This is a genomic window from Stutzerimonas stutzeri, assembly GCF_009789555.1.
GTDB classification, from domain to species: Bacteria; Pseudomonadota; Gammaproteobacteria; order Pseudomonadales; family Pseudomonadaceae; genus Stutzerimonas; species Stutzerimonas stutzeri_R.
On the sequence record NZ_CP046902.1, the window covers coordinates 1505192 to 1530609 of the forward strand.

The window sequence follows — 25418 nt, forward strand, 5'->3', positions numbered from 1 at the left end:
CAATGGAATGAACCTGCATGGAAAGAAGCAGCGAGTGCATAGTTCTCTGGACGATGTTTTTGGCGCGTCGGACGAGTATGGCTTGCTCAACGTGAAGCCCCGAGCAGCCTCGCCTGGTAAGGGGGATTTGCTGGCGTCGCGCTTTGAGGAGATCAATCAGTTCATCGATCATCACGGGCGGCGGCCATTAGCGCATGGCGACCATCTATCCGAACGTCAAATGGCCAAGCGTCTGGCGGCGACGCTGGAGAGAACTGAGGATCATGAGGCGTTGATGCCCTTCGACCGGCACGGACTGCTGTCCGGTTTTTCCCTGACACAAGGTGTGCTCAAGGACGAGCCCCCGCCTCAGTCAGCGGTGGCTCCAGAGGATGTCATCTGCATCGATGACATCCTGGGAGGGGATGATTTAGGGCTACTGGAACTGGGTGACACCAGCATTCTGGATCTCAAGCATGTCCCGCTGACGAAAGAAGTCCCGGATGAGGTCGCCCAGCGCACACCTTGCGAGGACTTCTGGCGCTTCAAGTCGATCTTCAATGATTTGCATGCGGATCTCAAAAGTGGCAAAGCCGAGACAGTCCGTTTTGCAGAGAACTGGCAAGTCGCACCTGGTGAGGCGTTTATCCTAAACGGCGTCATGTGCTTCGTGGATGAGGTTGGTGAAGAGCATGGACGTGGCGAGCATACGGATGCCCGGCTACGGCTGATTTTCGAGAACGGTACCGAGTCGAACATGCTGCGCCGTTCGTTGGGTCGGGCACTTTACATGGACGAGACCGGTCGGCGCATCTTGCAGGATCGTGACGAGGCGTTGGCCCAGGCTTTTCAGGACATTCGAGTCACGCATCGCGACCGTCGTACGGGATGCATCTACATCGTCAAAACGCTAAGCCAGAATCCCGCGCTGAAGCAGTTCCCGTATCTCTACAAGATCGGCTACACCGAGCAGACTGTAGATGAGCGGATTCGCAATGCCGAGCGGGATATTGCATTTTTGGAGAGCCCGGTTCAGAAGGTCACGGACTTCGAGTGTTTCAATATGAACCCCCAGCGCTTCGAGGCTTTGGTGCATGCTTTCCTTGCGGCGCAGCGCTTGAATGTGGAACTGATCGGAAAGGATGGCAAACATTACCGCCCCCGCGAATGGTTCGCGGTGTCGCTCGAGGTTGCCCGAGAGGTTATCAACCGGATCATTGACGGCAGCATCACCCAGTACCGAATGGACAATACGACCGGGAAGATCGTAAAAAAACGCCTCCCATCAACCGACGCGAATGGGGAGCGGGCATGAAACACCAGAGGCGTAGTTGGTGTAAGGCTGCGGAAGCTGGTTTGCACAAAAAATAATTAGATGGCTAAGTTAGAGAGAGCGGCATCCAAGCTGCTCTCTCTGGCGCATCGAGTTATCAGTGAGATTTTTTATCTGCAGCTTGCTGTAGTCGGTTAAGGAGCCAGCAAGCCAGCACCATGGCGACCAGTAGCGGTGGGAAGCGCAGCATCAGGGCCACCAGAAGCAACACCGTCAGGCAACCGGCAAAGATGCCGGCAAACATGAACGCGGCTGCGAACGTGCGTAGCAGTAGCTTCATATCGCCTCCTTACAGGTAGCCCAGCTCTGCCAGTGACACGCAGCCTTCGTTCCCCACCACGATGTGATCGAGCGTGCGCACACCGACGAGATTCAGTGCGTCCCGCAGTTTCGTGGTGAGGTTGCGATCCGCCATGCTGGGCTCAGGGTCACCCGAAGGGTGGTTGTGCACCAGGATCAAGGCGGCGGCGTTGTGCTCCAGGGCGAGCTTCACGACCTCCCTGGGGTACACGCTGGCTCCATCGAGAGTCCCCCTGAACAGCTCCTCGAACGCAATCACCCGGTGGCGGCTGTCGAGCATGAGCAGGGCAAATACCTCATGCTCATAGTCAGCCAGCAGCGCCTGTAGGTGACTGAACACCTCCTTAGGCGACGTCAGGGCGCGTCCCTTGCGCAGGCGCAGACTGGCCAGTTGCTTGGCCATCAGCAGGATGTCGTTTTCCGTCACCGGCGAATCGACCAGGTAGGTGCCTGTCGTGTCACTGGCTTTCAGCTTGTGCAGGCGCATGGCGGCCTCCTTGGTCTTGGTCTGTGGGTGGGGTTTGACGAGCAGCCTGTGCATCGAGCTTTTCAGCCAGGCTAGGTTTGGTGGGATTGACTGGATAGGTCGTTGCTGCAGCTGGTGCTTCACCCTCGGGGTAGAACTCTTCCACGATGGCGCTGGCATCCTCCTCGCTGTCTTCGAACGCACCGTTGCCAAAGCCACGTCGTGCTGCCTCATCCAAAGCGGCTTGATCGAAGCCCGCAGCCTGGCGCCTCGAATCGAGTTCGCTGGCCGTCACCAGTGCTTCAGCCATGTCCATGCTGCCGCGTACTGTCAGGTCGGCGTAGAAGATCGGCGTGCCATGGCTTTGTCGCGTCGACTTCCCACGAAGACGCAGCTCCAGCGGCAGACAGGCCAGGCGGTTACCAGAGATGGCTTGGAAGTAATGCAGGCGAGCCGCCAAGGTGCGGATGCTGTTGAAGCCGGTGGTGCGAAACACGAAGCTACCCAGCGGATCCTCATCGCCAATGAGTACGTTCAGGCGGCCGTAGGGCTTGCAGGCACCGCCTTTCGCCATCGGGCAGGCATCCGGTGAAGGGCAGGGCAGCGACTGCATGCCGTCCTGAGTGGCTCGCTTGCAGGTTTCGCCATTGCCGACGCAAACCGGGCGCCCCGATTGCCGGTCGAACAGCGTGTAGTCAGCGCGGAAGTTCAGCTCCGGTTCGTTGAACAGCAGGCGTACCGGAATGCTGCGCAGCTTGTCGTCCTTGCCTTGACGCAGCTCATCATTGAGCGGGTGCAGCAGCCAGCCGTCCTTGCCTTGCACCTGTGAGGTGATAGTGAATTGGTCATCCTTCTCCGGTAGTCGTTTGCCGTTCTTCTCGATGACCTTGCCGATGGAAATCCGCCCGAGTACCGGCGGCGTGATAGCCAGACCTTTGAGCATGTTGTGTCTCCTGGAAATGAAAAAAGGCCAGCCACGCAGCGCGAACTGCATGGACTGGCCAAGGGGAGGGAGTTATGAGAAGAGGTTGGAATCAGCCGACCAGGAAGCGCCGTGCGCCGGGTTTGATCAGCGAATATTTGGCTTTCAGGTGCGGTCTCTCCTGAAGTAGCCGGGCCACGTCGAAGCCGACGCTGTCTTTGGCTTTACGCCAGCTGATGTACCCGTTGGTGAACTCAGCCCGACTGGCATCGCCCATGGCCTGTTGCAGCATCTGCTTGAGCTGGGCTTCACGCTTTTCCTTATCGGCAATCGCTTGGCGCAGTGCTTTGAGCTCAATGTAGGCCGCTGACAATCCAGCATGACCGCTGAAATCCACGGTCTCGCCCGAGTCCGTAGGGAATAAGCAGCGCAGGGCGGTCTCGGCGGAAGCTGTGCCATCTGCGGGCGGTGGTGTATCCGTTTCCACGTACTGCCAGAAACATCGTTCGAGCTCGATCAGGCGAGCGATCATCTGCTCATCCCGCTCTATGCGGTGGATCTCCAGATGCTGCCCTCCGAGCACAACCGCCACATCGGCAGCCTGCTTGCCCGTGACGGCGAGCTGATGCATCACCTGCAACTGCACATATTCGGGCACGCCCTCTTTCCAGAGGCGTGCCCCGTTTATGCCGGCTGTCTTGCATTCGAGGATCTGCACGTCGTCGGCACCGATTACTTCGCGGTCGATATTGGCTAGCATCCAGGACAACTCAGGATCCGGGTGCTGCAGCACGGCATTGATTCGGCGGACCTTGTTCTTGGTGCGCTTGCTGTAATGCCAGGCCACGATGGGCTCTAGGACGTTGCCCCAGTACATCGGGCTGTCCTCATCATCGGGATCGGTTTTTGGTAATCCGGTGTCGCGCCCGGTCTTTTCCAGCCACAGCTCCAGTTGCGATTTGTAGGGGTTGAGGCCGACGGCAGCGGCTGCATCGGAGCTGCCGATGCCTTGCTTGCGGACTGCCAGCCAATCTTCGCGAGGCAATTCCTTGGTGCTGATCAGACGCAAAGCCGGACGGGGTTTGCTGGTACTGCGGTTCAATGAGGTTGCTTTCATGCTGTTCACCTTGCAGGCATAAAAACGCCCAGCCAGCGCGAAGCTGACCGGGCGATACGGTTGAGATGGGGTGATGGGGGTTAGGCAGCGAGCTGAAGAGCGGTATCCAGGGCTCGTTGCTTGATCTGCGCGCCTTGGCCGAACCAGGCTGAATCAAGCCGGTACTCAGTGCTACGTGCACGCCGTTCGTGATCGACATACTCGGTCACGGCATTGAGCAGGCCCCAGGCGGTGCCTTTGGCCGATTCCAGCTGACTGCCCCGGCCCCGGCCTTCGTAGAGCTCCTGAACCTTGCGCAGGGCGCGCTCGTTGGGTAGCTGTTCAGGAAGCTGGCCAGTCGGACTGACCTCGCACATGACGTTCATAAAGAAGCCCATTGCCTCATGCCACTGCACCTTACGCTCAGCCAGATGGCGCATGCGGTACATGAAGTCGTCCCATTGCGAGACGGCGATGCCGAGCTGCTTCTTCACCGTATTGGGATCGAAGCGAGTGTTGTGCGGCACCTTGATGGCTCGGCTGGTGCCGTCCAGAGCGATGGTCAGGGTGTTGTTGCACACCACGCGAACAGTGGTCGGCGTTGCGGTGGTGGCCAAGGTGCCGTCGCACGACGTAGCCAACAGCAGGTAGCCGTTGACCTGGTCGTTACCCTTGATCGCCGTGCCTTGCCCAGTGCGTGCAAGCGCCCAGAACTTGCGCCCGCCCTTGAGCACGCCAGCGGTTTCCAGCTCGTAGCCGGAGACCTCGGTCAGATCCCGGTAGAACTCCAGTACCTCGCGTGGCTGCACGGTGTGATAACGCTTGGAGACCACTGACAGCGGGGCTTTGGTATCCGAGCGATAGAGCACCTTCTGCTCGGGGAAAGAATGAATCGTGCCGAGATGGCCAATGGCATCCGATTTGAAATGAACGGGGCTTTCCAGGATCTGCCAGTCCATACCGGCTTCACGTTGCCAGACCTCAATGGGTTGTTTTTGCGGCAGGTTGTTGCCCAGACCGTGCCAAGGGGTAGCTCCGGCGTAGGCCATGGTTTCGACGAGATGAGCCATGAGAACGATTCCTTTGGGTGCGCGCCGGCATAAGCGCCGCGCAGAGCGCAGCACCGGCTGGGAGTTAGAGAAAGAGGGAGTGGAGCCGCCTGATCAGGTCGGCAGATTGAAGCGATGCCCGCAGAGCAGGCAGAGGTTGTTAGCCAGGACGTGGCGATCGAGCTTGTGGCCAAGCTGAGCGCCGAGCGCGCAGCCACCGACGCCGCCGGCCAGTCCGCCGAGGATGGCTCCGGAGATTGAGCCGACGGTAATACCGACAGGGCCGGCAATAGCGCCAACAGCCGCCCCGGCTTGACCGCCAGCCAGCGCAGCACTGATGCCACGAGCAGCACCGCCGACCGTGCCGACAGCAGCGGCGATCTTCATGGCGTGGTGGAAGGAAGCGACTTTGGGGGAACGACAGCGAGGGCACTGCAATGACATGAGGTGAACCTTCTTGATGGTGATGTCATTGCGGTTATGTAGGGCTGAGATTTTTTTGAATCGAATGGCCGGCTTTCAGGCGCGTATCAAATCGAGCAATGGGCTGGAGTCGGCCAAAAGCGGCCTGTCGCGAAGGGCAGGTTTCAGCTAAAAGTAGATAAGGGCGCGTTAGCGGAGCTCGTTTTTTTGTCCTGACGAAGTGGTAGATGGGCGAATCGGCGAGACCGAAACTCATATCGCAGGGTATGAGCGCCAAGCCCCGCCCATCAGATACCGAGGGTTTGGTGGTTTGAACGATCTATCCGGATAGCTCCGGTTTGGCACCAGGTTTTTGCTCGTCGGAGTTTTGCGCGCTGGAAGACGCCTCGATAGACGATGGGTTTTCCTCATCCAGCTGGCAAATCGTGCAGTTCTGGCTATCTGGATGATTAGTTTCGACATAGCGAACGCGGCGGCTTCCCGATTGCCGGTTTGCGCTCACGCGGAAACGGGGTCGATCAGGGGTCTTCATATTCAATCCCTCACGTAGCGAAATGGATGCTTGGTAACGTCGCCTGGAGGCTGCGAACGGTGATGGATTCCCCGGGCCTCAAGGGGGCTGGCATGACGTGCTCAACCCTCAGGACTGTGCTCAACCTGTTCGCAATAGCGACGGAAATTATCCGTCAGGTCGGGTGGGCATACGCCGCACTGGCGATTCCCCGGCACGGCGTGATCGATGAACTTGGGATAAGGCAAATTCAATTCCGCCATGATGTCGCGGAAGCGCTCCAACGTTATCGCTTCACCGAGTCGGGGATTGCGCTGCTTTTCCTGGGCGATGGTCGAGACTCGTCGACCACTGTAGTCATGGCCGGGATAGACCAGGGTGTCGTCTGGCAGCGTGAACAGCTTGTTTCTAACGCTGTGAAACAGGTCGTCGGCGCTGCCGTTCTGAAAGTCAGTCCTACCGCAGCCGTCGATGAGCAACGCATCACCGCTGAACAGGCGATCACCGAGGAGGTAGGCGAAGTGCCCGTCCGTGTGGCCGGGGGTATGCAAAGGCGTGAACTGCAGGCTGCCGACTATGAAAGGGACGCCTTCCACGATGCCCACATCCGTGCAGGGCAGCTTGTCGATAGCCGGCCCCGCGATACGGCAGCCGGTCTGCTTCTTTAGCTCCAGCGCGGCGGTGATATGGTCGGCATGTATATGGGTGTCCAAGGTGAACGCCAGCTGCAGGTCCAGCCTGGCCAGCTCGGCCAGGTCGCGGTCCGTTGCGGAAATGACCGGGTCGATGAGCACGGCCTGGCCGGTGTCCTCGCATCCGAGTACGTAGGTATAGGTGGACGACACGGGCTCAAACAGCTGGCGAAATATCATGATGGTCTCGGCTAGTGGTGAGTGTTCAGCGGTGCCTGTTCCAGCGCACTGAGCAGTGCATATTTTTCCTGATCGATCTCGCCCCGCGTGCGGATACCCAGCCGGCGCAAGATCGCCAGCGGCGGGCACCAGCCCTGCAAGCCGTGTTGCAGAAGAAACGGCAGCACGACGCCGGGCAGCAGAAACCACTTTCGGTTCGCTGTCAGGCCAAGCAGCAGGCCAGACAGCGCGAGCGAGGAGGCATTGACCTCGAGCACGCGCTCGACATCCCACTCGCGATCCAGGGCGTCGATACGCTGAAGGATTGCGCTTCGTCCCATCCCGCTGAAGTGACGAATGTTCTCGTCCGTTTGCCGATCGATTTCCTGATTCACAGGTAGGGACGTTGAGCGGCGAACCCGGTCCGCCTGGTCATGATGGGTACTGTTCTGCTGTATCGATGACATGTTGATCTCCTGGTTCGCGCCGACAGGGTGGGCGCGGCGAGGTGAAAAGTCACAGCGATGCCGCATATTTTTAGGGTGTGTGCGGGTGGTCGAGTTCCGACCGGGCGTCCGCTGCCGCGTTGATACGATCTATTGAAATATATATTGATAAATCGTATTGTCAAATTCACCTGACCCACCTGAATAAAAATGGCCCACATGGCAGATCTCGATATCGAAACGCTTCGTCGCAGTGCCGCGGACGCCTGCGGCTTGCTGAAAGTGCTCGGCAACCCTGACCGCCTGTTGTTGCTCTGCCAGCTGACCCAGGGCGAGCACTGCGTGGGTGACCTCGCCAGTGCGACGGGCATTGTGCAGCCGACCCTGTCGCAGCAGCTCACGGTGCTGCGCCACAACGGCTTGGTCAGCACCCGACGCGAGGGCAAGCAAGTGCATTACAGCATCGCCAGCCCTCAAGCGATGGAGGTCATGCAGGTGCTTTACCGGCTTTACTGTCAGCATCCCGAACGCGAGGAATCCTCGACATGACGATTGATTGGGTACATTTCACACCCTGGTCCTCGCTCGCCGGGGGCGCGCTGATCGGTCTTGCTGCGGCCTTGTTTATTCTGTTGGGCGGGAGAATCGCGGGCGTCAGCGGCGTGATCGGCGGGTTGCTGCGGCCGGCCAAAGGCGATGTGCTCTGGCGTGTTGCATTCATTGCCGGGCTGGTGATCGCGCCGGTGCTGTTTCAGGCCGCGTTCGAGCAACGAGACATCGACGTAGAGGCGAGCACCTTGACCCTGATCGCGGCTGGTGTGTTGGTCGGGATCGGCACGCGGTATGGCTCCGGTTGTACGAGCGGGCATGGCGTCTGCGGGTTGTCGCGACGGTCGCCGCGCTCGCTGGTCGCGACGGCCGCCTTCATGGCCAGCGGCTTTCTAACCGTATTTGTCATCCGCCACCTGCTGGGCTGAGGAGTTGCCATGAAATTACTGAGCGCCTTTATAGCGGGGCTGGTTTTCGGCCTCGGCCTGATCCTGTCTGGGATGGCCGATCCGTCCAAAGTGATCGCCTTTCTCGATCTGGCCGGGCCGTGGGACCCCTCGCTCGCGTTCGTTATGGGCGGTGCGATTGCGGTCGCCAGTGTCGGGTTCTATTTCGCCTCCAAACGGTCCCGGGCGGTGCTGGGAGATATCATGCGAATGCCCACCGCCACCCGGATCGATCGCCCTCTTGTACTGGGCAGCCTGGTATTCGGAGCGGGATGGGGGCTGGCTGGCTATTGTCCGGGTCCGGCGGTCGCGACGCTTTTGAGTGGTCGGAGCGAACCGCTGATCTTTGTCCTCGCCATGTTGGCAGGTATGGCGCTCTACGAGTTGCAGACACGCTTTTCAGGGAAGCCGCAGTGAAACGTTGCGGTCGCTGTAAATCGAAAGGTGATCCAAGGCTTCCGGAGCGCAACGATGGTTGAGATCGGGCTCGGGCTATTGGTCGGCCTCGTCCTGGCGCTGACGGGTGCTGGCGGCGGCATCCTCACCGTGCCGTTGCTGATCTTCGTGGTCGGGCTCGAGCTGCATCAGGCCGCGCCCATCGGGTTGATGGCGGTCGGGCTTGCCGCATGGGTTGGGGCGGTGATTGGGCTGAGGGACGGCATTGTCCGTTACAAGGCGGCGGCGCTGATGGCCTGCTGCGGTGTGTTGCTCGCGCCCGTCGGCGTCTGGGTGGCCGGGCGGGTAGCGCACGATGTGCTCGCCGTGGTGTTTGCGCTGGTGATGTTCTGGGTTGCCTTCAGGGCATTCAGGCGCCCGCCGAGCGATGACACGACCCCGAGGGCCGTGCCCTGTCGGTTGAATCCCGACACGGGCCGTTTCCACTGGACGTCCCGCTGCGCGGCCACTGTCGCCGCGTCCGGCACCTTGGCCGGTTTCCTCTCCGGCTTGCTGGGGGTCGGCGGCGGGTTCGTGCTGGTGCCGGCGCTCAGTCGCTTCAGTGATCTGCCGATGCATTCGATTGCCGCCACGTCGTTGGCGGTCATCGGCCTGGTGTCGGTCAGCGGCGTGTTGTCCGCCGCGCTGACGGGTAGCATTCAGTGGGCAGTGGCGCTGCCGTTCTCGGCCGGTGCGGTGCTGGGGATGTTCGCCGGCCGCATGGTTTCATCTCGCCTGGACGGGCGCCTGCTGCAGCGAGGCTTCGGGTTGGTCGCGGCTGTTGCCGCGTCGGCCTTGCTGCTTCAAGTCGCCTTCTGATCGCACACCCGCAGGTGGCAAACCAGACACCTGCGCGCGACCGGATAAGACGTTAGCCTTCCTGAACCGGCAGGTTTGCCGCCTTCCAGGCCATCCAGGAACCGGGGACATTGGCCACATCACAAAAGCCGGCCTTCTTGAGGATGCTGGCGGCGATGGAGGCGCGATAGCCGGAGCCGCAGTAGGTGGCGGTGGTCTTGTCCGGATCCAGCTCGTTGAGCCGGTCAGCAAGGTGCGCGACGAAGATGTGCCTAGCGCCAGGCACCCGGCCCGCCGCGACCTCTTGAGGGCTGCGTACATCCAGCACCTGCACATCGGGCGCTTCACGACGTGCATTCAGTTCATGAACCGTCCATTCCTGAAGCCTGTTCAGCGGTAGCGCCGCGTTCTGCCAGTCCGTCATGCCGTTGCGTAGATAGCCGCGAATATCGTCAAGGCCTATCCGGTAGAGCTGGGTGACAGCCTGGTGAACATCGTCGGCCGATTCGCCCACCAGCAGGATCGGGCGAGCGTCGTCGAGCATCCAGCCAGCCCAGTTCACGAACTCGTTGCGCAGGGCAATGTTGATCGCCCCGGGCACGTGCCCGCCGCCAAACGCGAGGATCGAGCGGACGTCCACGACCTGCATGCCGCGCGCCGCCAGTGTCTCGAACTCGGACGGCGCGAGTGGCGGTGGTAGGGAAGCGCCCTCCATCTGTACGGCCGAACGCACGTTCAGCTGTTTCAGGCGCGCGTAGTGACGGGGTGGTTCCGGCATGTCCGCCAGTAGCCAATCGATAAACTCGTCCTCGCTCCGCTGCTCGCGCAACGCGGGGTTGAAGAGACGCTCGCTGCCGAGCGTGGAGTGGCGTCGGTCGCCGATGGATTTGCCGCAGGCCGAGCCGGCGCCGTGGCAGGGGTAGATTTCGATCCGGTCGCCAAGGGGCAGGTAGTGATCGAAAAGTGTGTGGTACAGCGCGCCGGCGAGTTTTCGTTCACTGCCTTCGCCCAGCAGGTCGGGGCGCCCGACGTCCAGGTTGAACAGGGTGTCGCCGGTAAACAGCGCGATCGGCTGGTCGCCCTGCTGGGCGTCGAACAGCTGCAGGGAGATGTGTTCTGGCGTATGCCCGGGCGTGTGCATGACTTGCAACGTGGCCTGCCCGAGCTCTATGGTCTCGCCACCGCTGACCTGGCGAAGCTCGAACTCGTAGTTATCCGCGCGACCGCCGATGATCTGTGCCCCGGTGCGCTTCGCCAGCGCCTGGGCGCCGGACACGAAGTCGGCATGGATATGTGTTTCGATGGCGTAGGCGATTCGCAGGCCTCGCGCCTTGGCCATTTGCAGGTAGATATCGATGTCGCGGCGGGGGTCGATGACCGCGGCTACCGCGGCCTTGCTGTCGCCGATCAGATAGGAAATCTGCGCCAGGCCGTCTGTATAAAAAGGTTCGAAAACAAGCATTGCCACCTCCGACGATGGTTAACGGATTGCTCAGTCAACTATTCGGACGGTGTGCGTGGCTGGACGTTCAGGCTATCGAGATGCCGTCATCAGGGAGCGGGAGCCTGCAGGCTGACCACCAGCTCGACGACGAGACCATCCGCCTGCGGTACGAAACGCAGATCGCAGGCACAGCGCTCGGCGATCGCCTTGACAATGGACAGGCCCAGACCACTGCCTTCACCTTCGCCGCTGCGCCAGAAGCGCTCCGTCAGACGCTCGAGCATTTCCGGCGGGATGGCCGAGCCGTGATCCTGCACGCTGAAGCGAACCCGGCTTTCATCCAGCTGGGAGATCGTCAAGCGGATGGTCGTGCCGTCCTGGGTATGGCGGCGGGCATTGTCGAGCAGGTTGCGCAATGCCGCGACCGCCAGGGTGGGCGGCATCGCCAGTGGGCGAAGGGAGACCTCTTGCGCCCCGCACAGCTCGATGTGCGGCCCAGGCTGCTGGCTGGCGTCAGCGATCGCCAGTTGCGCGACTTCGAGCGCCGTGCAACTGAGCCCGTCATCAAAGGACACGCGGCCTTCCACTCGCGCCAGCATGAGCAGCTGTTCGAGGATCCGGTGCAGACGATCCGTGCCGACCTCGGCCTGGGCCAATGCCCGTTTCGCGGTATCGCCCTCGGTCATGGCCGCCACCTGCAGGTGGGTCTTGATGGCGGTCAGCGGGCTGCGCAGTTCATGGGCGGCGTCATCGGTCAGCCGGCGTTCGCGTTCGAGCATGTGCGCGATCCGCGCGAACAGCTGGTTCTGGGTTTCGACCAGGGGCGTCAGCTCTCGCGGCAGTCGCTCGATGTGCAACGGCTCCACCGAGTCGGCGCTGCGTTGCGCCAGGGCCGTGCGGATTCGTCTGAGCGGCGCTAGGCCGTTGCCGATTCCGATCCACAACACGATCAGGCTGCCCAGCAACGCGACGAAAACCGGCAGTGCTGCGGCCAGGAGCACCGAGCGCTGGAGTGCGGTGCGCTCGTCAAGGCGATCGGCCGTGGTGATGCGCATGCCGTTCTGGATGAAGGTGAAGCTACGCCAGGCGGTATCGCCGATCATCTGGTCGTGGAAGCCGGTGCGCTGAGCGTCGAGTGCACTGTCAGGCGCCGCATGGCTGCGCGCCAGGATTTCACCCCGCAAGGAGCTGATCTGGCAGGCCAGGCCGTTTTCGATGCCCAGCTGTTCCGCACTCAGCCGGGTGATCCCGCCTTCGCCCAGTTGCGGCTGCGGCAATTGCACGAGCAAGCCCGCAACCATCCGCGCCGACGCAGCAAGGCGCTGATCGAGGGACTGCATCAACTGATTGCGAACGTCGAAGAGCATCCAGGTCGCGGCCAGCGCCCAGAGCAGCACGAAGGCCGAGCCAAGGGTAAGGGTCAGGCGCAGGCGCAAGCTCATGGGTCGGGTGCCTCGGTGGGAGCCGACGCATGGCCGGCAGGGCCGAGGCGATAACCTATCCCCCTGACGGTTTCGACGATGCCGTTACCCAGCTTGCGCCTGAGATGGTGGATATGGACATTCAGGGCGTTGCTTTCGACGTCATCGCCCAGCCCGTACACGGCGTCCTTGAGCTGCTCGGCCGATAGTACGCGGCCGGGGTTCTGCAGCAGCGCCTGGAGCAGCGCCTGTTCACGGCGCGACAGGTCTACGGGTTCGCCTGCCATGAACGCCGCACAGGCAGCGGGATCGTAGCTCAGCGTCCCGTGTTCGATCATCTGCGTAGCCCGACCGGCAGCGCGGCGCAGCAGGGCATGCAGGCGGGCGGCGAGTTCACGCAGGTCGAAGGGCTTGACGAGGTAGTCGTCAGCGCCTGCCTGAAGCCCGGATACCCGCTCGGTCACCGCGTCCCGGGCAGTCAGGATCAGCACAGGCAGCTCGAGGCCACGGCGGCGCAGGCGCTGGAGAAAGCGCAGGCCGTCTTCGTCAGGCAGGCCCAGATCGAGAATGATCAGGTCGAAGCTGGCTGTGCGCAGCAGCGAGTCGGCCTGCCCGGCCGTAGCGGCATGGGCCACGCTGAAGCCCTGGGCTTCGAGCCCGGCGACGATGCCACTGGCGATCAGTGCGTTGTCTTCTGTCAGCAGTACGTGCATGTGGGAATCGCTTGATAGGCAGCAGTCAGTATCGTCCGCCTGGATTAACGGCGCGTTAGCAGATGGTACGCCGAGTTGCTCGTGCCTCAACGCCTCTCAGCCTTACAGGTTGTGTCCGGGCAAGCCTCGTTAATCGCCTCTTAATCCCGAGTCGGCAAGCTCGCCGTCGAATCGGGTAATCGGGTGTTGTGCATGCGAGCGCTTTTTATCTTTCTGGCCTGCTGCCTATGGTCCGTGCAGCTGGCGAACGCTTCGCCGTTCACCTTCGGTCAGAAGCAGCAGGACTTTCTGCCCGTGGACGAAGCGTTCACGCTGCACGTCGAGCAGCCTGACGCTGGCGGAGTCGTGCTGCGCTGGGACATTGCGCCCGGCTATTACCTCTACCAGGAGCGCCTGCGATTCGCAGGGCTGCCACCGGGGATCGAGCCCCAGTTGCCGCCTGGCGAGGCGTACCACGACGAATATTTTGGTGATTCGCGAATCTATCGCGACAGCCTGGAAGTGCAGCTCCCCGATGCGGATCTCGCGTCGCTTGAACTCGGCTGGCAAGGCTGCGCCGATGCCGGCCTGTGCTATCCGCCGCAGAGCCGCACGGTAGAGCTGGGCGGCAGCAGCACCCCTCCGTCCATGCCGGTTCAGGCCGACGACCAGGCCCTGGCCAGCGGGCTACAGCAGCAGTCGCTGGGCTGGAGCCTGCTGATCTTCTTCGGACTCGGCCTGCTGCTTGCCTTTGCGCCCTGTTCGCTGCCGATGCTACCCATCCTGGCCGGCATCGTGGTGGGTAGCCAGGCCGGGCCTCGCCGCGGCATGGCGCTGGCTGGCGCCTATGTATTCAGCATGGCGCTGGTCTACGCCGCCCTCGGAGTGGTGGCGGCGCTACTGGGTGCGAATCTGCAGGGATGGCTGATGCAGCCGTGGCTGATCGCAAGTTTCGCTGGCCTGTTCGTGCTGCTGTCCTTACCTATGTTCGGCTTCTTCGAACTGCAACTGCCGGCGGGCCTGCGTGATCGGCTGGAGCAGGCCGGCCGCCAGCGCCGGGGCGGCAGCCTCGCCGGGGCCAGCGCGTTGGGTGTGTTGTCCGGGCTGCTGGTGGGCCCTTGCATGACCGCACCGCTGGCCGCGGCGCTGCTGTACATCGCCCAAAGCGGCGACGCCCTGAACGGTGGCCTGGTGTTGTTCGCGCTGGGCCTGGGGATCGGTACGCCGTTGGTGCTGCTGGTGACAGTGGGCAATCGCTTCCTGCCCAAGCCTGGGCCGTGGATGGATCGCGTCAAGGTGTCCTTCGGTTTCCTGTTTCTGGTCGCCGCCCTCTACGTGCTGCGTCCGCTGTTGTCCGACCCACTCTGGGTAGGGCTGTGGGGCGCGCTTCTGGTCGTGGGCGCCAGCGGGCTGTTGCACCTGTCGCGGGAACTGGTGCGGCATCAGGCGCTCAGCCGCGCGGTGGCGTCGCTGGCTGGTATATGGGGCGTAGCGTTGCTGCTCGGAGCGGCTGGCGGCGCACAGGACGTCTTGCGGCCGCTCGGTGTATTCACGGGCAGCGTTGCGTCCTCGCAAGGTGCAGAGCCTGCACACGGATTTGTCGGCTTCAGCGAGCCGGCCGACCTTGATCGTGAGCTGGCTGCCGCCAGGGCCGCGGGCCAGTGGGTGCTGGTGGACTACTACGCCGACTGGTGCGTGTCCTGCAAGGTCATGGAAAAGGAGGTGTTCGGCGACGCGCAGGTGCAGGCGGCGCTAACTGGCGTGCGGATTCTGCGGCCGGACGTGACGCAGACCGATCCCGCCAGTCGTGAGCTGCTGAACCGCTATCAGGTCATGGGGCCGCCGACGCTGCTCTTCATCGGCCCGGACGGGGAAGAGCGACGTACCCAGCGCATCACCGGCGAGGTCGATGCGAATCAATTTCTGAACAGATGGAACCAGACTATGGAGCGTGGCTGATGCTGACGATCAACCTGGGGCCACTGGCACTTGCCGTCCCACATGTGCTGATGCTGGTGAGCCTGTTTATAGCGATGCTGACCGGCTGGTGGGTTGGGCGGCGCAGCGAGCGGAATCCGGAACAACAGCTCTTCAGGCTGCTGCTGGTGGCGCTACTGGTCGCGCGGCTGGCCTTCGTGCTGGTGTACGTCGAGCATTTCCGAGATGAGCCCTGGCGCGTGATCGACATACGTGACGGCGGTTTTATTGCCTGGCCGGGCTTGGTGGTGGCCGTTCTGTTGGGCTCCTTGCTGGCCTGGCGCGACAGCGGGCTGCGCCGACCGCTGGGCGCAGCGGTGCTGGTGGGTGTGCTCAGCTGGGGGTTCGGGACCTTTGCGTTGCACGCGTTCGAGCAGGGCACGCGACTGCCTGAGATGGGCCTGCGGGACAACGGGGGTAAACCCGTCGCCTTGCAGGATTACGTTGGCAAGCCGCTGGTGGTCAACCTGTGGGCCACTTGGTGCCCGCCCTGTCGGCGTGAAATGCCGGTCCTTGCGCAGGCGCAACAAGAAAACACCGACGTGACCTTTCTGTTCGTCAACCAGGGCGAGGGCGAGCGATTGATCGCCGACTTCCTCGAAGCCGAAGGGCTCGGCCTGGAAAACGTTCTGCTCGACACCGGCGGTCGTCTGGGCCAGCACGTAGGGTCTGCGTCGCTGCCCACCACGCTTTTTTATGACGCCGAGGGACGCCAAGTTGGCAGCCATCTCGGTGAACTGTCCCGTGCCAGCCTGGCGCGCGCCCTTGAGCAACTAGAGGTCAAAACCCAGCCATGAAACCGGTACGTTCACTTTCGTTTTTTATCTCAACGCTCGCCTTACTGCCGACGCCCTGGGCGCTGGCCGAAACGCTGCCTCCCGCAGTTCAGGCCATTGAAGCGCGCGGAGCCAAAGTGGTCGGCAGTTTCGACGCGCCGGGCGGATTAAAGGGCTACGCGGCGCGTTACAACGGACAGGGCATTGCGCTGTATCTGACACCGGACGGTGATCATGTCGTGGTCGGCAGTTTGCTGGATGCCGCTGGCGAAGACCTGACCAAGGCACCGCTTGAAAAGCTTGTGTATGAGCCGATGAGCAGCGAGATGTGGCAGCGGCTCGAAAGCAGCACCTGGATAGCTGATGGCGCGGCTGAGGCGCCACGGGTGATCTATATGTTTTCTGACCCGAACTGCCCGTTCTGCAACATGTTCTGGAAACAGGCGCGGCCCTGGGTCGAAGCGGGCGACGTTCAGCTCCGTCACGTCATGGTCGGCATGTTGCGCCCGGACAGCGCGGGTAAAGCCGCGGCGCTGTTGGCCGCGAAAGACCCTGAAGCGGCTCTCAATGAGCACGAGGCCGCGGGCAAGGCCAGCACGCTCAAACCTGTCGAGCGCATCGCGCCCGAGGTGAATGAACAGCTCGAGGCGAACCTCACCCTGATGGGCGAAATGGGCGCCTCGGCGACCCCGGCTATCTATTACCTGGATGAGCAAGGGCGTCTGCAGCAGCATCAGGGCGCGCCTCGTCCCGAGGCGTTGAATGGCATCATGGGGCCGTTGTCAAAACGCTAGCAACACCACACGGTCAGTCAGCACCGGCACCTATAACAAGAATGATCTGGAGGCTACATGAACGTCCCCCTCTGGCCCTTGGCCGGGCTCTTCCTTGCGATTTCGGTGTCCGCGCACGCCGCGGATGCCGCTGCGGTGTACAGCAAAGGCGGGGCCAACCCCGCCGCGATGGCGTGTGCCACCTGCCACGGCGCCGAGGGCGAAGGCATGGCCGCTGCAGGATTTCCCCGTCTTGCGGGCTTGCCGGCAAATTACATACGCAAACAACTGGCTGATTTCGCGTCCGGTGCGCGGGCGAATCCAATCATGCAGCCGATTGCCGCAGCCTTGAGTCGTGAGGAAGTCGAAGCCGTCTCGACGATGCTGGCTGACAAGCCGCAACCGCAGGTCGAGCGAATCGACCGCACCGCGTTGGTCGACGGGCCTGGCGAAACCCTTGCGCTGCGCGGCGCCTGGGATCGCAAGATCCCCGAGTGCGTCGCCTGCCACGGCCCCAGCGGAACGGGAGTCGGCGACGCCTTTCCACCGCTGGCCGGACAGTCGGCACAGTACCTGTCGTCGCAGCTGACCGCCTGGCGTCAGGGCACCCGCAAGAACGACCCCAACGACTTGATGGGCCACATCGCGCGTAGCTTGACCGAGGACGAGGTAACGGCGGTCTCGACGTACTTCGCAGGCCTGACCGACAAAGGAGCAGCCAAATGAAGCCCCATACAACCGCACTGCTGTTGATGTCATTGGCCTTCCCGGTGCTCGCGGACGACATCGCGATGGAAGATCAGTCGCAGATCCTGACCGGGGCCGGTGATCCCGCCAGCAGCAAGTACTTCCAACCGCCAAAGGAAAGCGAACTGCCTGACAACGCCTACGGGCAGTTGGTACAGCAAGGGCGCGCCATATTCGTCGATACCAAGACGCATGCGCCCGACTATGTCGGCAACGGCCTGGCCTGTGCGAACTGCCACCTCGAACAGGGCCGGAAAGCCAACTCTGCACCGCTCTGGGCCGCCTACACCATGTACCCGGCGTACCGGAAGAAAAACGACAAGGTGAACAGCTATGCCGAGCGCCTTCAGGGCTGTTTCCAGTTCAGCATGAATGGCAAGGCGCCCGAGGCGGACGGCCCCGTTATCGCCGCGCTTTCAGCCTATTCCTACTGGCTTGCAACCGGAGCACCCACGGGGCAAGAGCTGCCCGGTCGGGCCTATCCGGAAGTGCCACAACCCGAAGGCGGCTACGACCTGGCGAAGGGAGAACAGGTCTACGACGCACAGTGCGCCGTCTGTCATGGGCCAAACGGGGAAGGGCAGAAGTCTGGTGACCTTTATGTATTCCCGCCACTCTGGGGGGCGGACTCGTTCAACTGGGGTGCAGGCATGCATCGAATCAACACGGCTGCGGCGTTCATCAAGGAAAACATGCCACTGGGCAAAGGCGGCACCCTGCCAGATGAAGACGCCTGGAACGTGGCGGCCTTCATGAACAGTCACGAGCGACCGCAAGACCCACGCTTGATTGATGGCTCAGTCGAGAAAACCCGAGATAAGTACCACGCCAATGACGGCGTGAACCTTTACGGGGAAATCGTAAACGGCAAGATGCTAGGGAAGGGGATCTGAGAAGCAGGCAGCCGCTAGTTTCCTCACATTGCGTTGACAGTCCGCTTGTGGCCCAGAGTGTGTAAAAACCCTTTCTTATCGTGCGTGCTTCAGCCCATTGCTCCTGAGCATGGCAATTTCCCGATTATTTACCGCGATCAGCGCCGGTAACGCTTCAGAGCGCGTATGAAGCGCTTTGGCACCTCTTGGGGCAGTAAAAGCTGGGCTTTTACGCCGCCATCGCCTTCAACAAGCCTTCGGTGCCGATGATTTTCATCACCCGCTTCAAGTTGTAGGCGAGCACATTCAAGCTCATTTCTGCGCTCACCCCATTCAGTTTTCGAGTCAGGAAGTGCGTTGCTCCCATCCATTGTTTGAGCGTCCCGAAGGGATGCTCAGCAGTCCGTTTTCGAACCCGCATCATCTCCGGTGCTTGGTTCAGCCGGCGTTGCATTTCCTCCAGCACCGCTTCATGTTCCCAGCGCCTTACTCGACGATTTGTGCTTGGCGTGCACTGGGTTTTCAGCGCGCAACTCTGGCACTTTGAACTCCAGTAACAGTGCATATTCATGCCTTTCTCAACGCTGGAGAATCGCCAAATCAGTGCCTCTCCAGCCGGGCATGTATATTCGTTTTTCGTCGCGTCATAAACGAAGGCATCTTTGTTGAACCGGCCATCAGCCTTGGCGCTTGAAGTCATCGGCTTTGGCACATAAGCGGTGATGTTTGCATCGTGACAGGCGAGGATTTCTTCACCCTTGAAGTAGCCTCGGTCGGCGACTACCGACAATGTTTCTGCGCCAATGGCTTCCCTAGCTTGCTTGGCCATCGAGCTGAGTTGGTCGCGATCAGAACCTCTGTTGGTGACCTCATGAGCAACAATCAAATGGTGCTGCGTATCGACCGCCGTCTGCACGTTGTAGCCGACGATACCGCTGCCGCGCGTCATCATCGAACGGGCATCCGGGTCGGTCAGCGAAACCTGTTTGTCAGGGGAATCGTTGAGCTGAGTTTCGATCCCTTGGAGCTCTTTCATCTGCGATTTGAGCTTGGCGATTTTATCTTCCAGGCTGGCAATGTCTGGCGCGGAGGCGCTAGGAATCTGTCGATCAGCCGCATCGAGCGCAGCCAAATAACGGCCGATGCTCGCCTCGATTTCTTCCATGCGCCGCTTCAGTTTGGCGCTGGTGAAATTGCGGTCACGGTTGTTCACTGCCTTGAATTTGCTGCCGTCGATGGCAACCAGGTTTTCGTCAAACAACCCCAACTGCTGGCAGAGCAAAACGAACTGGCGGCAGACGCCGCGAATGGCCTTGCTGTTGTCTTTTCGGAAGTTGGCGATGGTCTTGAAATCGGGCATCAAACGCCCGGTTAGCCACATGAGTTCGACGTTGCGCTGGGCTTCTCGCTCCAGACGTCGGCTCGATTGAATTCGGTTTAGGTAACCGTAGATGTAGATCTTCAGCAGGATCGCCGGGTGGTAGGCAGGTCTGCCGGTTTCGGCTGGAATGACGCCATCAAAACCTAGATTGGCCAAATCGAGTTCATCGACGAAAACGTCAACCACCCGAACCGGATTGGTATCGCTGACGTAGTCGTCGAGGCTTTCGGGAAGTAAGGTGCTTTGACCTCGATGTTCACCCTGGATAAACCGTTTCATGGGCGTCCCTTGCGATGAGATTCTCGGAAATCATAGCAAGGGTTTACCGGGATGTTTTTACACACTCTGGGCCGTTAGCGACCAACGCTCTGGCTAGTCATCTTGTCCTCCCACACGTGGAGGACTTGCCATGAACATCATTACTACCTGCAGATGTCAGCCCCGGAAAAGGGAAATTGGTCGGGCAGAAAACCCCGCTCCGACTGAGAAATATCTGGGCGATCCGAGTAAGGCTTCAAATTGCAGAAAAAGTCCGTGATCTGGCTCTCTTCGATCTCCTATCGTTTGAGATAACAGAGCAAGCCCGAGCGGGTCCGTCCGTTAAGGTCGATGACGCCTTGGAGATGGCTGAACAGATCAAGGTCTGACCATGCACAGCGACGGTTGAGGCCAGGCCGACGCCAACAGGACATAAGAGGGCCCGGAGCCGCTTCCGAGTCAGCCAGTTTTAGAACTTCCTTAATAGCGAGCATCCTTAGGTCTTGGCCTGTTGGGCCAATCGTTAACCTTGCCGACAAAGTCAGGTCTCGGCTTGTGAGTGAAGAATTCGGCGACATCCACGGCGTCTTGGTCGGACAGCACATTACCATGACCCCACAGGCCCTTGGTTTGAATGCCCATCGGCATGTTGTATTTGACGAAAGCGGCCGCTTTATAGGTTCGCGCCATGCCGGCGCCGATGTTGAAAGACTCTTCGCCCCACAGTGGCGGAAAGACGATATCGCCGCGGCTGTCCTTGATACCCTCGCCATTGTCGCCGTGACAGGTAGCGCACTGGGCGTAATAGATCTGTTCGCCGTGCTCCGGGTCGGGCACCAAGCTCTCGTCTATGACGCCGGCATTGCGGATATCGACCAGCTGATCCTTGGGCGTGCTCTGCGCCAGCCACTCCATATAGGCAACCATCGCCTTCATTTCCTCGGAATCGCGAGGCACTGGCTTACCGTTCATCGAGCGCTGGAAGCAGCCATTGATGCGGCCCACCAGATCAACTTCCTTGCCGGCCCGTGGCATGACGCGCGGGTAAAAGTTAAAGCTGTTGATGTACGGGTCGCCTAGCGGAATCTTGCCTTGCGCAATATGACAGCTGTTGCAGTTCATGGCGGCGCCGACATGCTCCGGCAGCAGGCGCTTGGTTTCATTGAGCAGGCGCTTGCCATAAAAGATCTGATCGGCGTTCGGCTCATCGACAATCGCAGTGTCCTGCGGAATGGTATAGCGGCCGATTTTCTGGTTGGCATCGTCCAGGGTGACCAGATCGTACTGGGCGGCATTGCGTTGTGTTGGCTCCGGCTCGGAGCAAGCGCTCGTCGTGGCGGCAATGATGGCTGCGGCCGTTAGCGGGAGGGCGCCGCGGCGCGCATGGCTGATGCCGCGCCGAGCAAGAATGCTCAAGAACAGTTTATTCACCATGAACTCCTTGCTCCGTGTGGGTCACGCTCAGGTCGGGCGGTAGGTCGGTTCCAACGCGAGGTTTTTTGCTCAGGAAATGGCGCATGGCGACGACATCGCCAACCGTCACCTCACTCGCCTGGTTGGTCCAGCTGTTGCGGATAAAATTAACGACTTCAGCGATATCGGCATCGGCGAGCGTGTTGAATGCCGGCATGGAAAAGGCCATGCGGTCATGGGGCGTGTCGGGCATACGACCGCCGCTGAGAGTGATCTGTAATACGGAGTCCGGATAGCGTGAATACACCGCGCTGTTACCGTCCAGCGCTGGGAAGATTCGGGGCACGCCTTTGCCATCGGCGCGATGGCAAACCTGGCAATACTCGACGTACAGCAGCGCGCCGCGCGAGTCGTAGACGCCATCCAGCAGTTTCTGGGTGGTGAAATCCTGCTTCGGCGGGAGGTCGATTTCCTTACCTGGCGCGGGGCTGAGCGTTTTCAGGTAAGCCGCCATGGCCTGGATGTCGTCATCGGTCATGTACTGCGTGCTGTGCTCGACCACCTCGGCCATAGCACCGAAGGCTGCGGTGGTGCCGGTACGGCCGGTCTTGAAGAAATCAGCCAGCTCTGCGGTGCTCCAGGTACCTAGGCCGCGATGCTCGCCGCGCAGGCTCTTGGCGCGCCAGCCATCGATGATGGCGCCACTGAGGAATTCATCCGAGCCGGCGTCGGACAGCGCCACTTCCTGGAAGCCGATGCCGCGTTCGGTATGGCACGAGCCACAGTGGCCCGGCCCTTCGATCAAATACTGGCCGCGGGTGAGCATCGGGTCGTTCGTCTCCGGCACGAAATCGCGCTCGGCGGCAAACAGGGCCTGCCAGTAGGCCAGCGGCCAGCGCCAGTTGAGCACAGGCGGTAGTTCGCTTGCTTTGTTGGGCTGGTTGACAGGCTCTACGGCCGACATGAAGTACGCGTACATCGCGGCGATGTCCTCATCCGGCATGATGCCGTACGAGGGATAGGGCATGGCTGGATAAAGCGCGCTGTTGTCCTTGCGTACGCCGTGCTTGGTGGCGTTCAGGAAGTCGTCGAAGGTGTACTCGCCAATGCCGGTTTCCCGGTCGGGCGTGATGTTGGTGGAGTAGATGGCGCCCAGAGGCGTCAACATCGGCAGGCCACCGGCGAACGGCTTGCCGCCCAACGTGGTATGGCAGGCCACGCAGTCGGCGGTGCGGGCAATGTATTCACCGCGCTTGATCAGTGCGGCGTCGTTGGTATCGATCGTCATGCCGCTGCTGGCGGTGCGAAAGCTCGGTAACACCTGGCTCAGCGCAAAAGCCAGAACCCCGCCACCGATGGCCAAAATAAGGATATTGCGTTGCCACTGTTTCATTGATTCATCCTTCTAGGCGAGATAGCGAAGTAGCGACGTATTCAGCTCGCCCATGTCTCGCTGTTCTGCAAAACGCGGCCGGACTACGACTTAATTATGGCTGACGAACAACACCACCCATTGACCTCGATCAGTCGATCATAGGCACGGCCATTTTCTTGACTGGAAATTTTCACAGAGGAGTATTAAAGGGGCATTAATAAAGTGACGGCGGCTTTTGGCCGATAACAGCCTGCTAACAACGTCCGCCTCCGGCCAAAAGCTGCCAGTCGTAACGGGCAATCATCGGCCAACTAATAGTGCTTCACAATCACCCAGCGCAGGAATATGGTAGAGCTTACTACCTAATCAGTATTTTACTCTACATGAATAATTGGTTGTCTCTGATCATCGCCTTACCGACCGCTAACGCCACGGAGCGTATGCGTGCCTGGCGTGCCCTCAAGAGCAGTGGCGCAGCGGTACTGCGCGATGGGGTCTATTTGCTGCCTGACACTCCCGCCTGCCGGGAAGCGTTGGAAGCTGTTGAGCGCGACATCCTGGGCAGCAATGGCACGGCCTTTCTGTTGCCCATCAATGATCCGCAAGGCGAGCGCTTTATCGAACTGTTCGACCGTAGTGAGGACTACGCCAAGCTGCGCGTCGAGATCGAGGCGTGCCAGGCTCAACTGACTTCGGATAACGCCCTCACCAGCACCAAGCAGGTACGCAAGCTGCGCAAGGCGTTTGCGCAGCTTGCGGCCATCGATTTCTTCCCTGCGGCAGCGCGGCAACAGACCGATACGGCCCTCAAGACACTGGAAACGGCCATCAGCCGCGCGTTATCGCAGGATGAGCCGAGCAGCCACGATCAGCCTATTGAGCAGCTTGATCGTCGCGACTACCAAGGCCGCCTCTGGGCTACGCGCAAGCGGCCCTGGGTTGACCGCTTGGCTAGCGCCTGGCTGATCCGGCGCTGCATTGATCCGAGCGCCCGCATTCTCTGGCTGGACACGCCAAGTGATTGCCCTACGGAGGCGCTGGGTTTCGATTTCGACGGCGCGACCTTTAGCCATGTCGGCAGTCGCGTCACCTTCGAAACCCTGCAAGCCAGCTTTGCGCTGGCCGAGCCAGGCCTAAGCCGCATTGCTGCTCTGGTGCATTACTTGGATGTCGGTGGCGTTCAACCCGCCGAGGCTGCCGGTATCGAGCGTGTACTGGCCGGGCTGCGCGAAACCATCCTCAATGACGACCACCTGCTGACCGCTGCCTGCGCCATCTTCGATGGCCTGCTCGCGGCATTTGTGAAAGAAGAGACCCCTGATGAATGAGACCACACTGCCGTCTGTAGAGCAGGATCTGCCACGTGCCGAGCCTGTCAGTTTGTTCCAGGCTTTTCTGTTCTGGCTCAAGCTCGGTTTCATCAGCTTCGGTGGCCCAGCCGGACAGATCTCGATCATGCACCAGGAGCTGGTGGAGCGTCGGCGCTGGATCTCTGAGCGGCGTTTTCTGCATGCCCTGAACTACTGCATGCTGCTGCCCGGCCCGGAGGCCCAGCAGTTGGCCACCTATATCGGCTGGCTGATGCACCGTACCTGGGGCGGCGTGATTGCCGGGGTGCTATTCGTGTTGCCCTCGCTGTTTATCCTGATCGCGCTGTCGTGGGTCTATATCGCCTTCGGCGATGTGCCGGTGGTGGCCGGACTGTTCTATGGGATCAAGCCCGCCGTGACCGCCATTGTGGTACAGGCCGCTCACCGCATCGGCTCCCGCGCACTGAAGAACAACTGGCTGTGGGCGATAGCCGCCGCCTCGTTCGTGGCGATATTCGCCTTTAACCTGCCGTTCCCTTTGATCGTACTGGGTGCGGCGGTGATCGGTTATTTCGGCGGGCGTTTCGTCCCAGAGAAGTTCAGCGTTGGCGGTGGTCATGGCGCTGCCAAGCAGTCTTATGGGCCGGCGTTGATTGATGACAACACCCCAACACCGGAACATGCTCGTTTTCGCTGGCCGCGCCTGGTATTGCTGGCGGCGATAGGCGCGGCATTGTGGGCGCTGCCCATGGGGCTGTTGACCGCGCTGTTCGGCTGGGAAGGTACGCTGACGCAAATGGGCTGGTTCTTCACCAAGGCCGCACTGCTGACCTTCGGCGGTGCCTATGCGGTGCTGCCCTATGTCTACCAGGGTGCAGTCGGCCACTACGGCTGGCTGACCCCGACACAGATGATCGACGGTCTGGCTCTGGGCGAGACCACGCCAGGGCCACTGATCATGGTGGTGGCTTTTGTAGGTTTTGTCGGTGGCTATGTGCAGCAGGTATTCGGGGCTGATCAGGCCTTCCTGGCCGGGGCCGTGGCCGCCAGCCTGGTCACCTGGTTCACCTTCCTGCCGTCCTTCCTATTTATTCTCGCGGGCGGCCCGCTGGTGGAATCGACCCGCAACGAACTGAAGTTCACCGCGCCGCTGACGGCCATCACCGCCGCAGTGGTCGGGGTGATCCTCAACCTGGCGTTGTTCTTTGGTTATCACGTGCTCTGGCCGCAAGGCTTCGAGGGGACTTTCGACTGGCCTTCGGCGCTGATTGCTCTGGCGGCAGCGGTGGCCTTGTTTCGCTTTAAGCGCGGTGTCATCCAAGTGCTGATGGCCTGTGCGTTGGCCGGCCTGGTGGTACACCTGCTGCAAAACTAA

At 61.1% G+C, this 25418-nt stretch carries 26 protein-coding genes and 1 pseudogene; 13 read left to right on the forward strand and 14 right to left on the reverse strand.

The window, feature by feature from the left end:
- The first annotated feature begins 7 nt into the window (after positions 1-7).
- On the forward strand, positions 8-1294 hold the full coding sequence (locus GQA94_RS07020) for a GIY-YIG nuclease family protein (protein ID WP_125863952.1): 1287 nt from the start codon (positions 8-10) through the stop codon (positions 1292-1294).
- Positions 1295-1409: 115 nt separating this feature from the next.
- Here GQA94_RS07020 and GQA94_RS07025 read toward each other — a convergent pair whose 3' ends face one another.
- The 8 genes from GQA94_RS07025 to GQA94_RS07060 form a co-directional block, all read right to left on the reverse strand.
- Positions 1410-1592, reverse strand: a complete 183-nt coding sequence (locus GQA94_RS07025) for a hypothetical protein (RefSeq protein WP_125863951.1) — start codon at positions 1590-1592, stop codon at positions 1410-1412.
- Between the two features lie 9 nt (positions 1593-1601).
- Positions 1602-2099 (reverse strand): RadC family protein, encoded by a 498-nt coding sequence (radC, locus tag GQA94_RS07030; protein WP_158187352.1) that lies wholly within the window; start codon positions 2097-2099, stop codon positions 1602-1604.
- A complete protein-coding gene (locus GQA94_RS07035; RefSeq protein ID WP_158187353.1) occupies positions 2071-3021 on the reverse strand; it encodes a hydrolase or metal-binding protein in 951 nt (316 codons plus the stop codon). Before GQA94_RS07035 ends, radC begins: the two co-directional genes overlap by 29 nt.
- Before the next feature lie 91 nt (positions 3022-3112).
- Positions 3113-4117, reverse strand: coding sequence for a YqaJ viral recombinase family protein (locus GQA94_RS07040; protein ID WP_158187354.1), 1005 nt, complete (start codon positions 4115-4117; stop codon positions 3113-3115).
- Between the two features lie 80 nt (positions 4118-4197).
- Positions 4198-5166, reverse strand: a complete 969-nt coding sequence (locus GQA94_RS07045; protein ID WP_158187355.1) for a DUF932 domain-containing protein — start codon at positions 5164-5166, stop codon at positions 4198-4200.
- A gap of 93 nt (positions 5167-5259) precedes the next feature.
- Positions 5260-5589, reverse strand: a complete 330-nt coding sequence (locus GQA94_RS07050) for a hypothetical protein (RefSeq protein ID WP_063540914.1) — start codon at positions 5587-5589, stop codon at positions 5260-5262.
- 612 nt (positions 5590-6201) lie between these two features.
- Positions 6202-6951, reverse strand: coding sequence for an MBL fold metallo-hydrolase (locus GQA94_RS07055; RefSeq protein ID WP_158187356.1), 750 nt, complete (start codon positions 6949-6951; stop codon positions 6202-6204).
- 11 nt (positions 6952-6962) lie between these two features.
- Positions 6963-7397 carry a hypothetical protein gene (locus tag GQA94_RS07060; RefSeq protein WP_132764332.1) on the reverse strand — a complete coding sequence of 145 codons (435 nt, stop codon included), beginning with the start codon at positions 7395-7397 and terminating at the stop codon, positions 6963-6965.
- Between the two features lie 189 nt (positions 7398-7586).
- Here GQA94_RS07060 and GQA94_RS07065 point away from each other — a divergent pair, with 189 nt between their 5' ends.
- Genes GQA94_RS07065 through GQA94_RS07080 form a run of 4 tightly spaced genes read left to right on the forward strand, consistent with a single transcriptional unit; the run spans position 7587 to position 9625 of the window.
- Positions 7587-7925 carry an ArsR/SmtB family transcription factor gene (locus GQA94_RS07065; protein WP_132764329.1) on the forward strand — a complete coding sequence of 113 codons (339 nt, stop codon included), beginning with the start codon at positions 7587-7589 and terminating at the stop codon, positions 7923-7925.
- Positions 7922-8353, forward strand: coding sequence for a YeeE/YedE family protein (locus tag GQA94_RS07070; protein WP_158187357.1), 432 nt, complete (start codon positions 7922-7924; stop codon positions 8351-8353). The genes GQA94_RS07065 and GQA94_RS07070 overlap by 4 nt, the downstream gene beginning before the upstream one ends.
- A gap of 9 nt (positions 8354-8362) precedes the next feature.
- Complete coding sequence (locus GQA94_RS07075) at positions 8363-8788, forward strand: YeeE/YedE family protein (protein ID WP_034008190.1); 426 nt, start codon at positions 8363-8365, stop codon at positions 8786-8788.
- A gap of 54 nt (positions 8789-8842) precedes the next feature.
- Positions 8843-9625 carry a sulfite exporter TauE/SafE family protein gene (locus GQA94_RS07080; protein ID WP_034008188.1) on the forward strand — a complete coding sequence of 261 codons (783 nt, stop codon included), beginning with the start codon at positions 8843-8845 and terminating at the stop codon, positions 9623-9625.
- Positions 9626-9677: 52 nt separating this feature from the next.
- On the opposite strand, the gene GQA94_RS07085 is transcribed toward GQA94_RS07080, so the two are convergent.
- The 3 genes from GQA94_RS07085 to GQA94_RS07095 all read right to left on the reverse strand — a co-directional run bounded on the left by GQA94_RS07085 (position 9678) and on the right by GQA94_RS07095 (position 13182).
- Positions 9678-11066, reverse strand: coding sequence for an MBL fold metallo-hydrolase (locus GQA94_RS07085; RefSeq protein ID WP_034008187.1), 1389 nt, complete (start codon positions 11064-11066; stop codon positions 9678-9680).
- A gap of 89 nt (positions 11067-11155) precedes the next feature.
- Positions 11156-12490: a sensor histidine kinase gene (locus GQA94_RS07090; RefSeq protein ID WP_042922174.1), complete on the reverse strand. Its 1335-nt coding sequence runs from the start codon at positions 12488-12490 to the stop codon at positions 11156-11158.
- Entirely contained in the window at positions 12487-13182 is a 696-nt protein-coding gene (locus GQA94_RS07095) for a response regulator (RefSeq protein WP_042922173.1), read from the reverse strand. Before GQA94_RS07095 ends, GQA94_RS07090 begins: the two co-directional genes overlap by 4 nt.
- 192 nt (positions 13183-13374) lie before the next feature.
- On the opposite strand from GQA94_RS07095, the gene dsbD reads away from it, so the two are divergent.
- The 5 genes from dsbD to GQA94_RS07120 are packed head-to-tail and all read left to right on the forward strand — an operon-like array spanning position 13375 to position 18327.
- Entirely contained in the window at positions 13375-15120 is a 1746-nt protein-coding gene (dsbD, locus tag GQA94_RS07100; protein ID WP_158187358.1) for a protein-disulfide reductase DsbD, read from the forward strand.
- Positions 15120-15935, forward strand: coding sequence for a TlpA family protein disulfide reductase (locus GQA94_RS07105; protein ID WP_042922170.1), 816 nt, complete (start codon positions 15120-15122; stop codon positions 15933-15935). The genes dsbD and GQA94_RS07105 overlap by 1 nt, the downstream gene beginning before the upstream one ends.
- Entirely contained in the window at positions 15932-16708 is a 777-nt protein-coding gene (gene dsbG / locus GQA94_RS07110; protein ID WP_042922167.1) for a thiol:disulfide interchange protein DsbG, read from the forward strand. The genes GQA94_RS07105 and dsbG overlap by 4 nt, the downstream gene beginning before the upstream one ends.
- 57 nt (positions 16709-16765) lie before the next feature.
- Positions 16766-17413 (forward strand): c-type cytochrome, encoded by a 648-nt coding sequence (locus GQA94_RS07115; protein ID WP_042922164.1) that lies wholly within the window; start codon positions 16766-16768, stop codon positions 17411-17413.
- Positions 17410-18327 carry a c-type cytochrome gene (locus GQA94_RS07120; RefSeq protein WP_042922162.1) on the forward strand — a complete coding sequence of 306 codons (918 nt, stop codon included), beginning with the start codon at positions 17410-17412 and terminating at the stop codon, positions 18325-18327. The genes GQA94_RS07115 and GQA94_RS07120 overlap by 4 nt, the downstream gene beginning before the upstream one ends.
- Positions 18328-18535: 208 nt before the next feature.
- Here GQA94_RS07120 and GQA94_RS07125 read toward each other — a convergent pair whose 3' ends face one another.
- On the reverse strand, positions 18536-19966 hold the full coding sequence (locus GQA94_RS07125) for an IS1182-like element ISPmo1 family transposase (RefSeq protein WP_158187359.1): 1431 nt from the start codon (positions 19964-19966) through the stop codon (positions 18536-18538).
- 130 nt (positions 19967-20096) lie between these two features.
- Here GQA94_RS07125 and GQA94_RS23230 point away from each other — a divergent pair.
- Positions 20097-20244: pseudogene (locus GQA94_RS23230) on the forward strand (integrase); the annotation flags it as partial.
- Between the two features lie 181 nt (positions 20245-20425).
- On the opposite strand, the gene GQA94_RS23370 reads toward GQA94_RS23230, so the two are convergent.
- Together GQA94_RS23370 and GQA94_RS07135 are read right to left on the reverse strand one after the other, a co-directional pair.
- Positions 20426-21379 (reverse strand): c-type cytochrome, encoded by a 954-nt coding sequence (locus GQA94_RS23370; RefSeq protein WP_008567170.1) that lies wholly within the window; start codon positions 21377-21379, stop codon positions 20426-20428.
- Positions 21369-22751 (reverse strand): cytochrome c, encoded by a 1383-nt coding sequence (locus tag GQA94_RS07135; protein WP_008567169.1) that lies wholly within the window; start codon positions 22749-22751, stop codon positions 21369-21371. Before GQA94_RS07135 ends, GQA94_RS23370 begins: the two co-directional genes overlap by 11 nt.
- A 365-nt stretch (positions 22752-23116) precedes the next feature.
- On the opposite strand from GQA94_RS07135, the gene GQA94_RS07140 reads away from it, so the two are divergent.
- Positions 23117-24061, forward strand: a complete 945-nt coding sequence (locus GQA94_RS07140; RefSeq protein WP_158187360.1) for a chromate resistance protein ChrB domain-containing protein — start codon at positions 23117-23119, stop codon at positions 24059-24061.
- The gene (gene chrA / locus GQA94_RS07145; RefSeq protein WP_158187361.1) at positions 24054-25418 is read left to right on the forward strand and encodes a chromate efflux transporter; all 1365 of its coding nucleotides are present in this window, start codon (positions 24054-24056) and stop codon (positions 25416-25418) included. Before GQA94_RS07140 ends, chrA begins: the two co-directional genes overlap by 8 nt.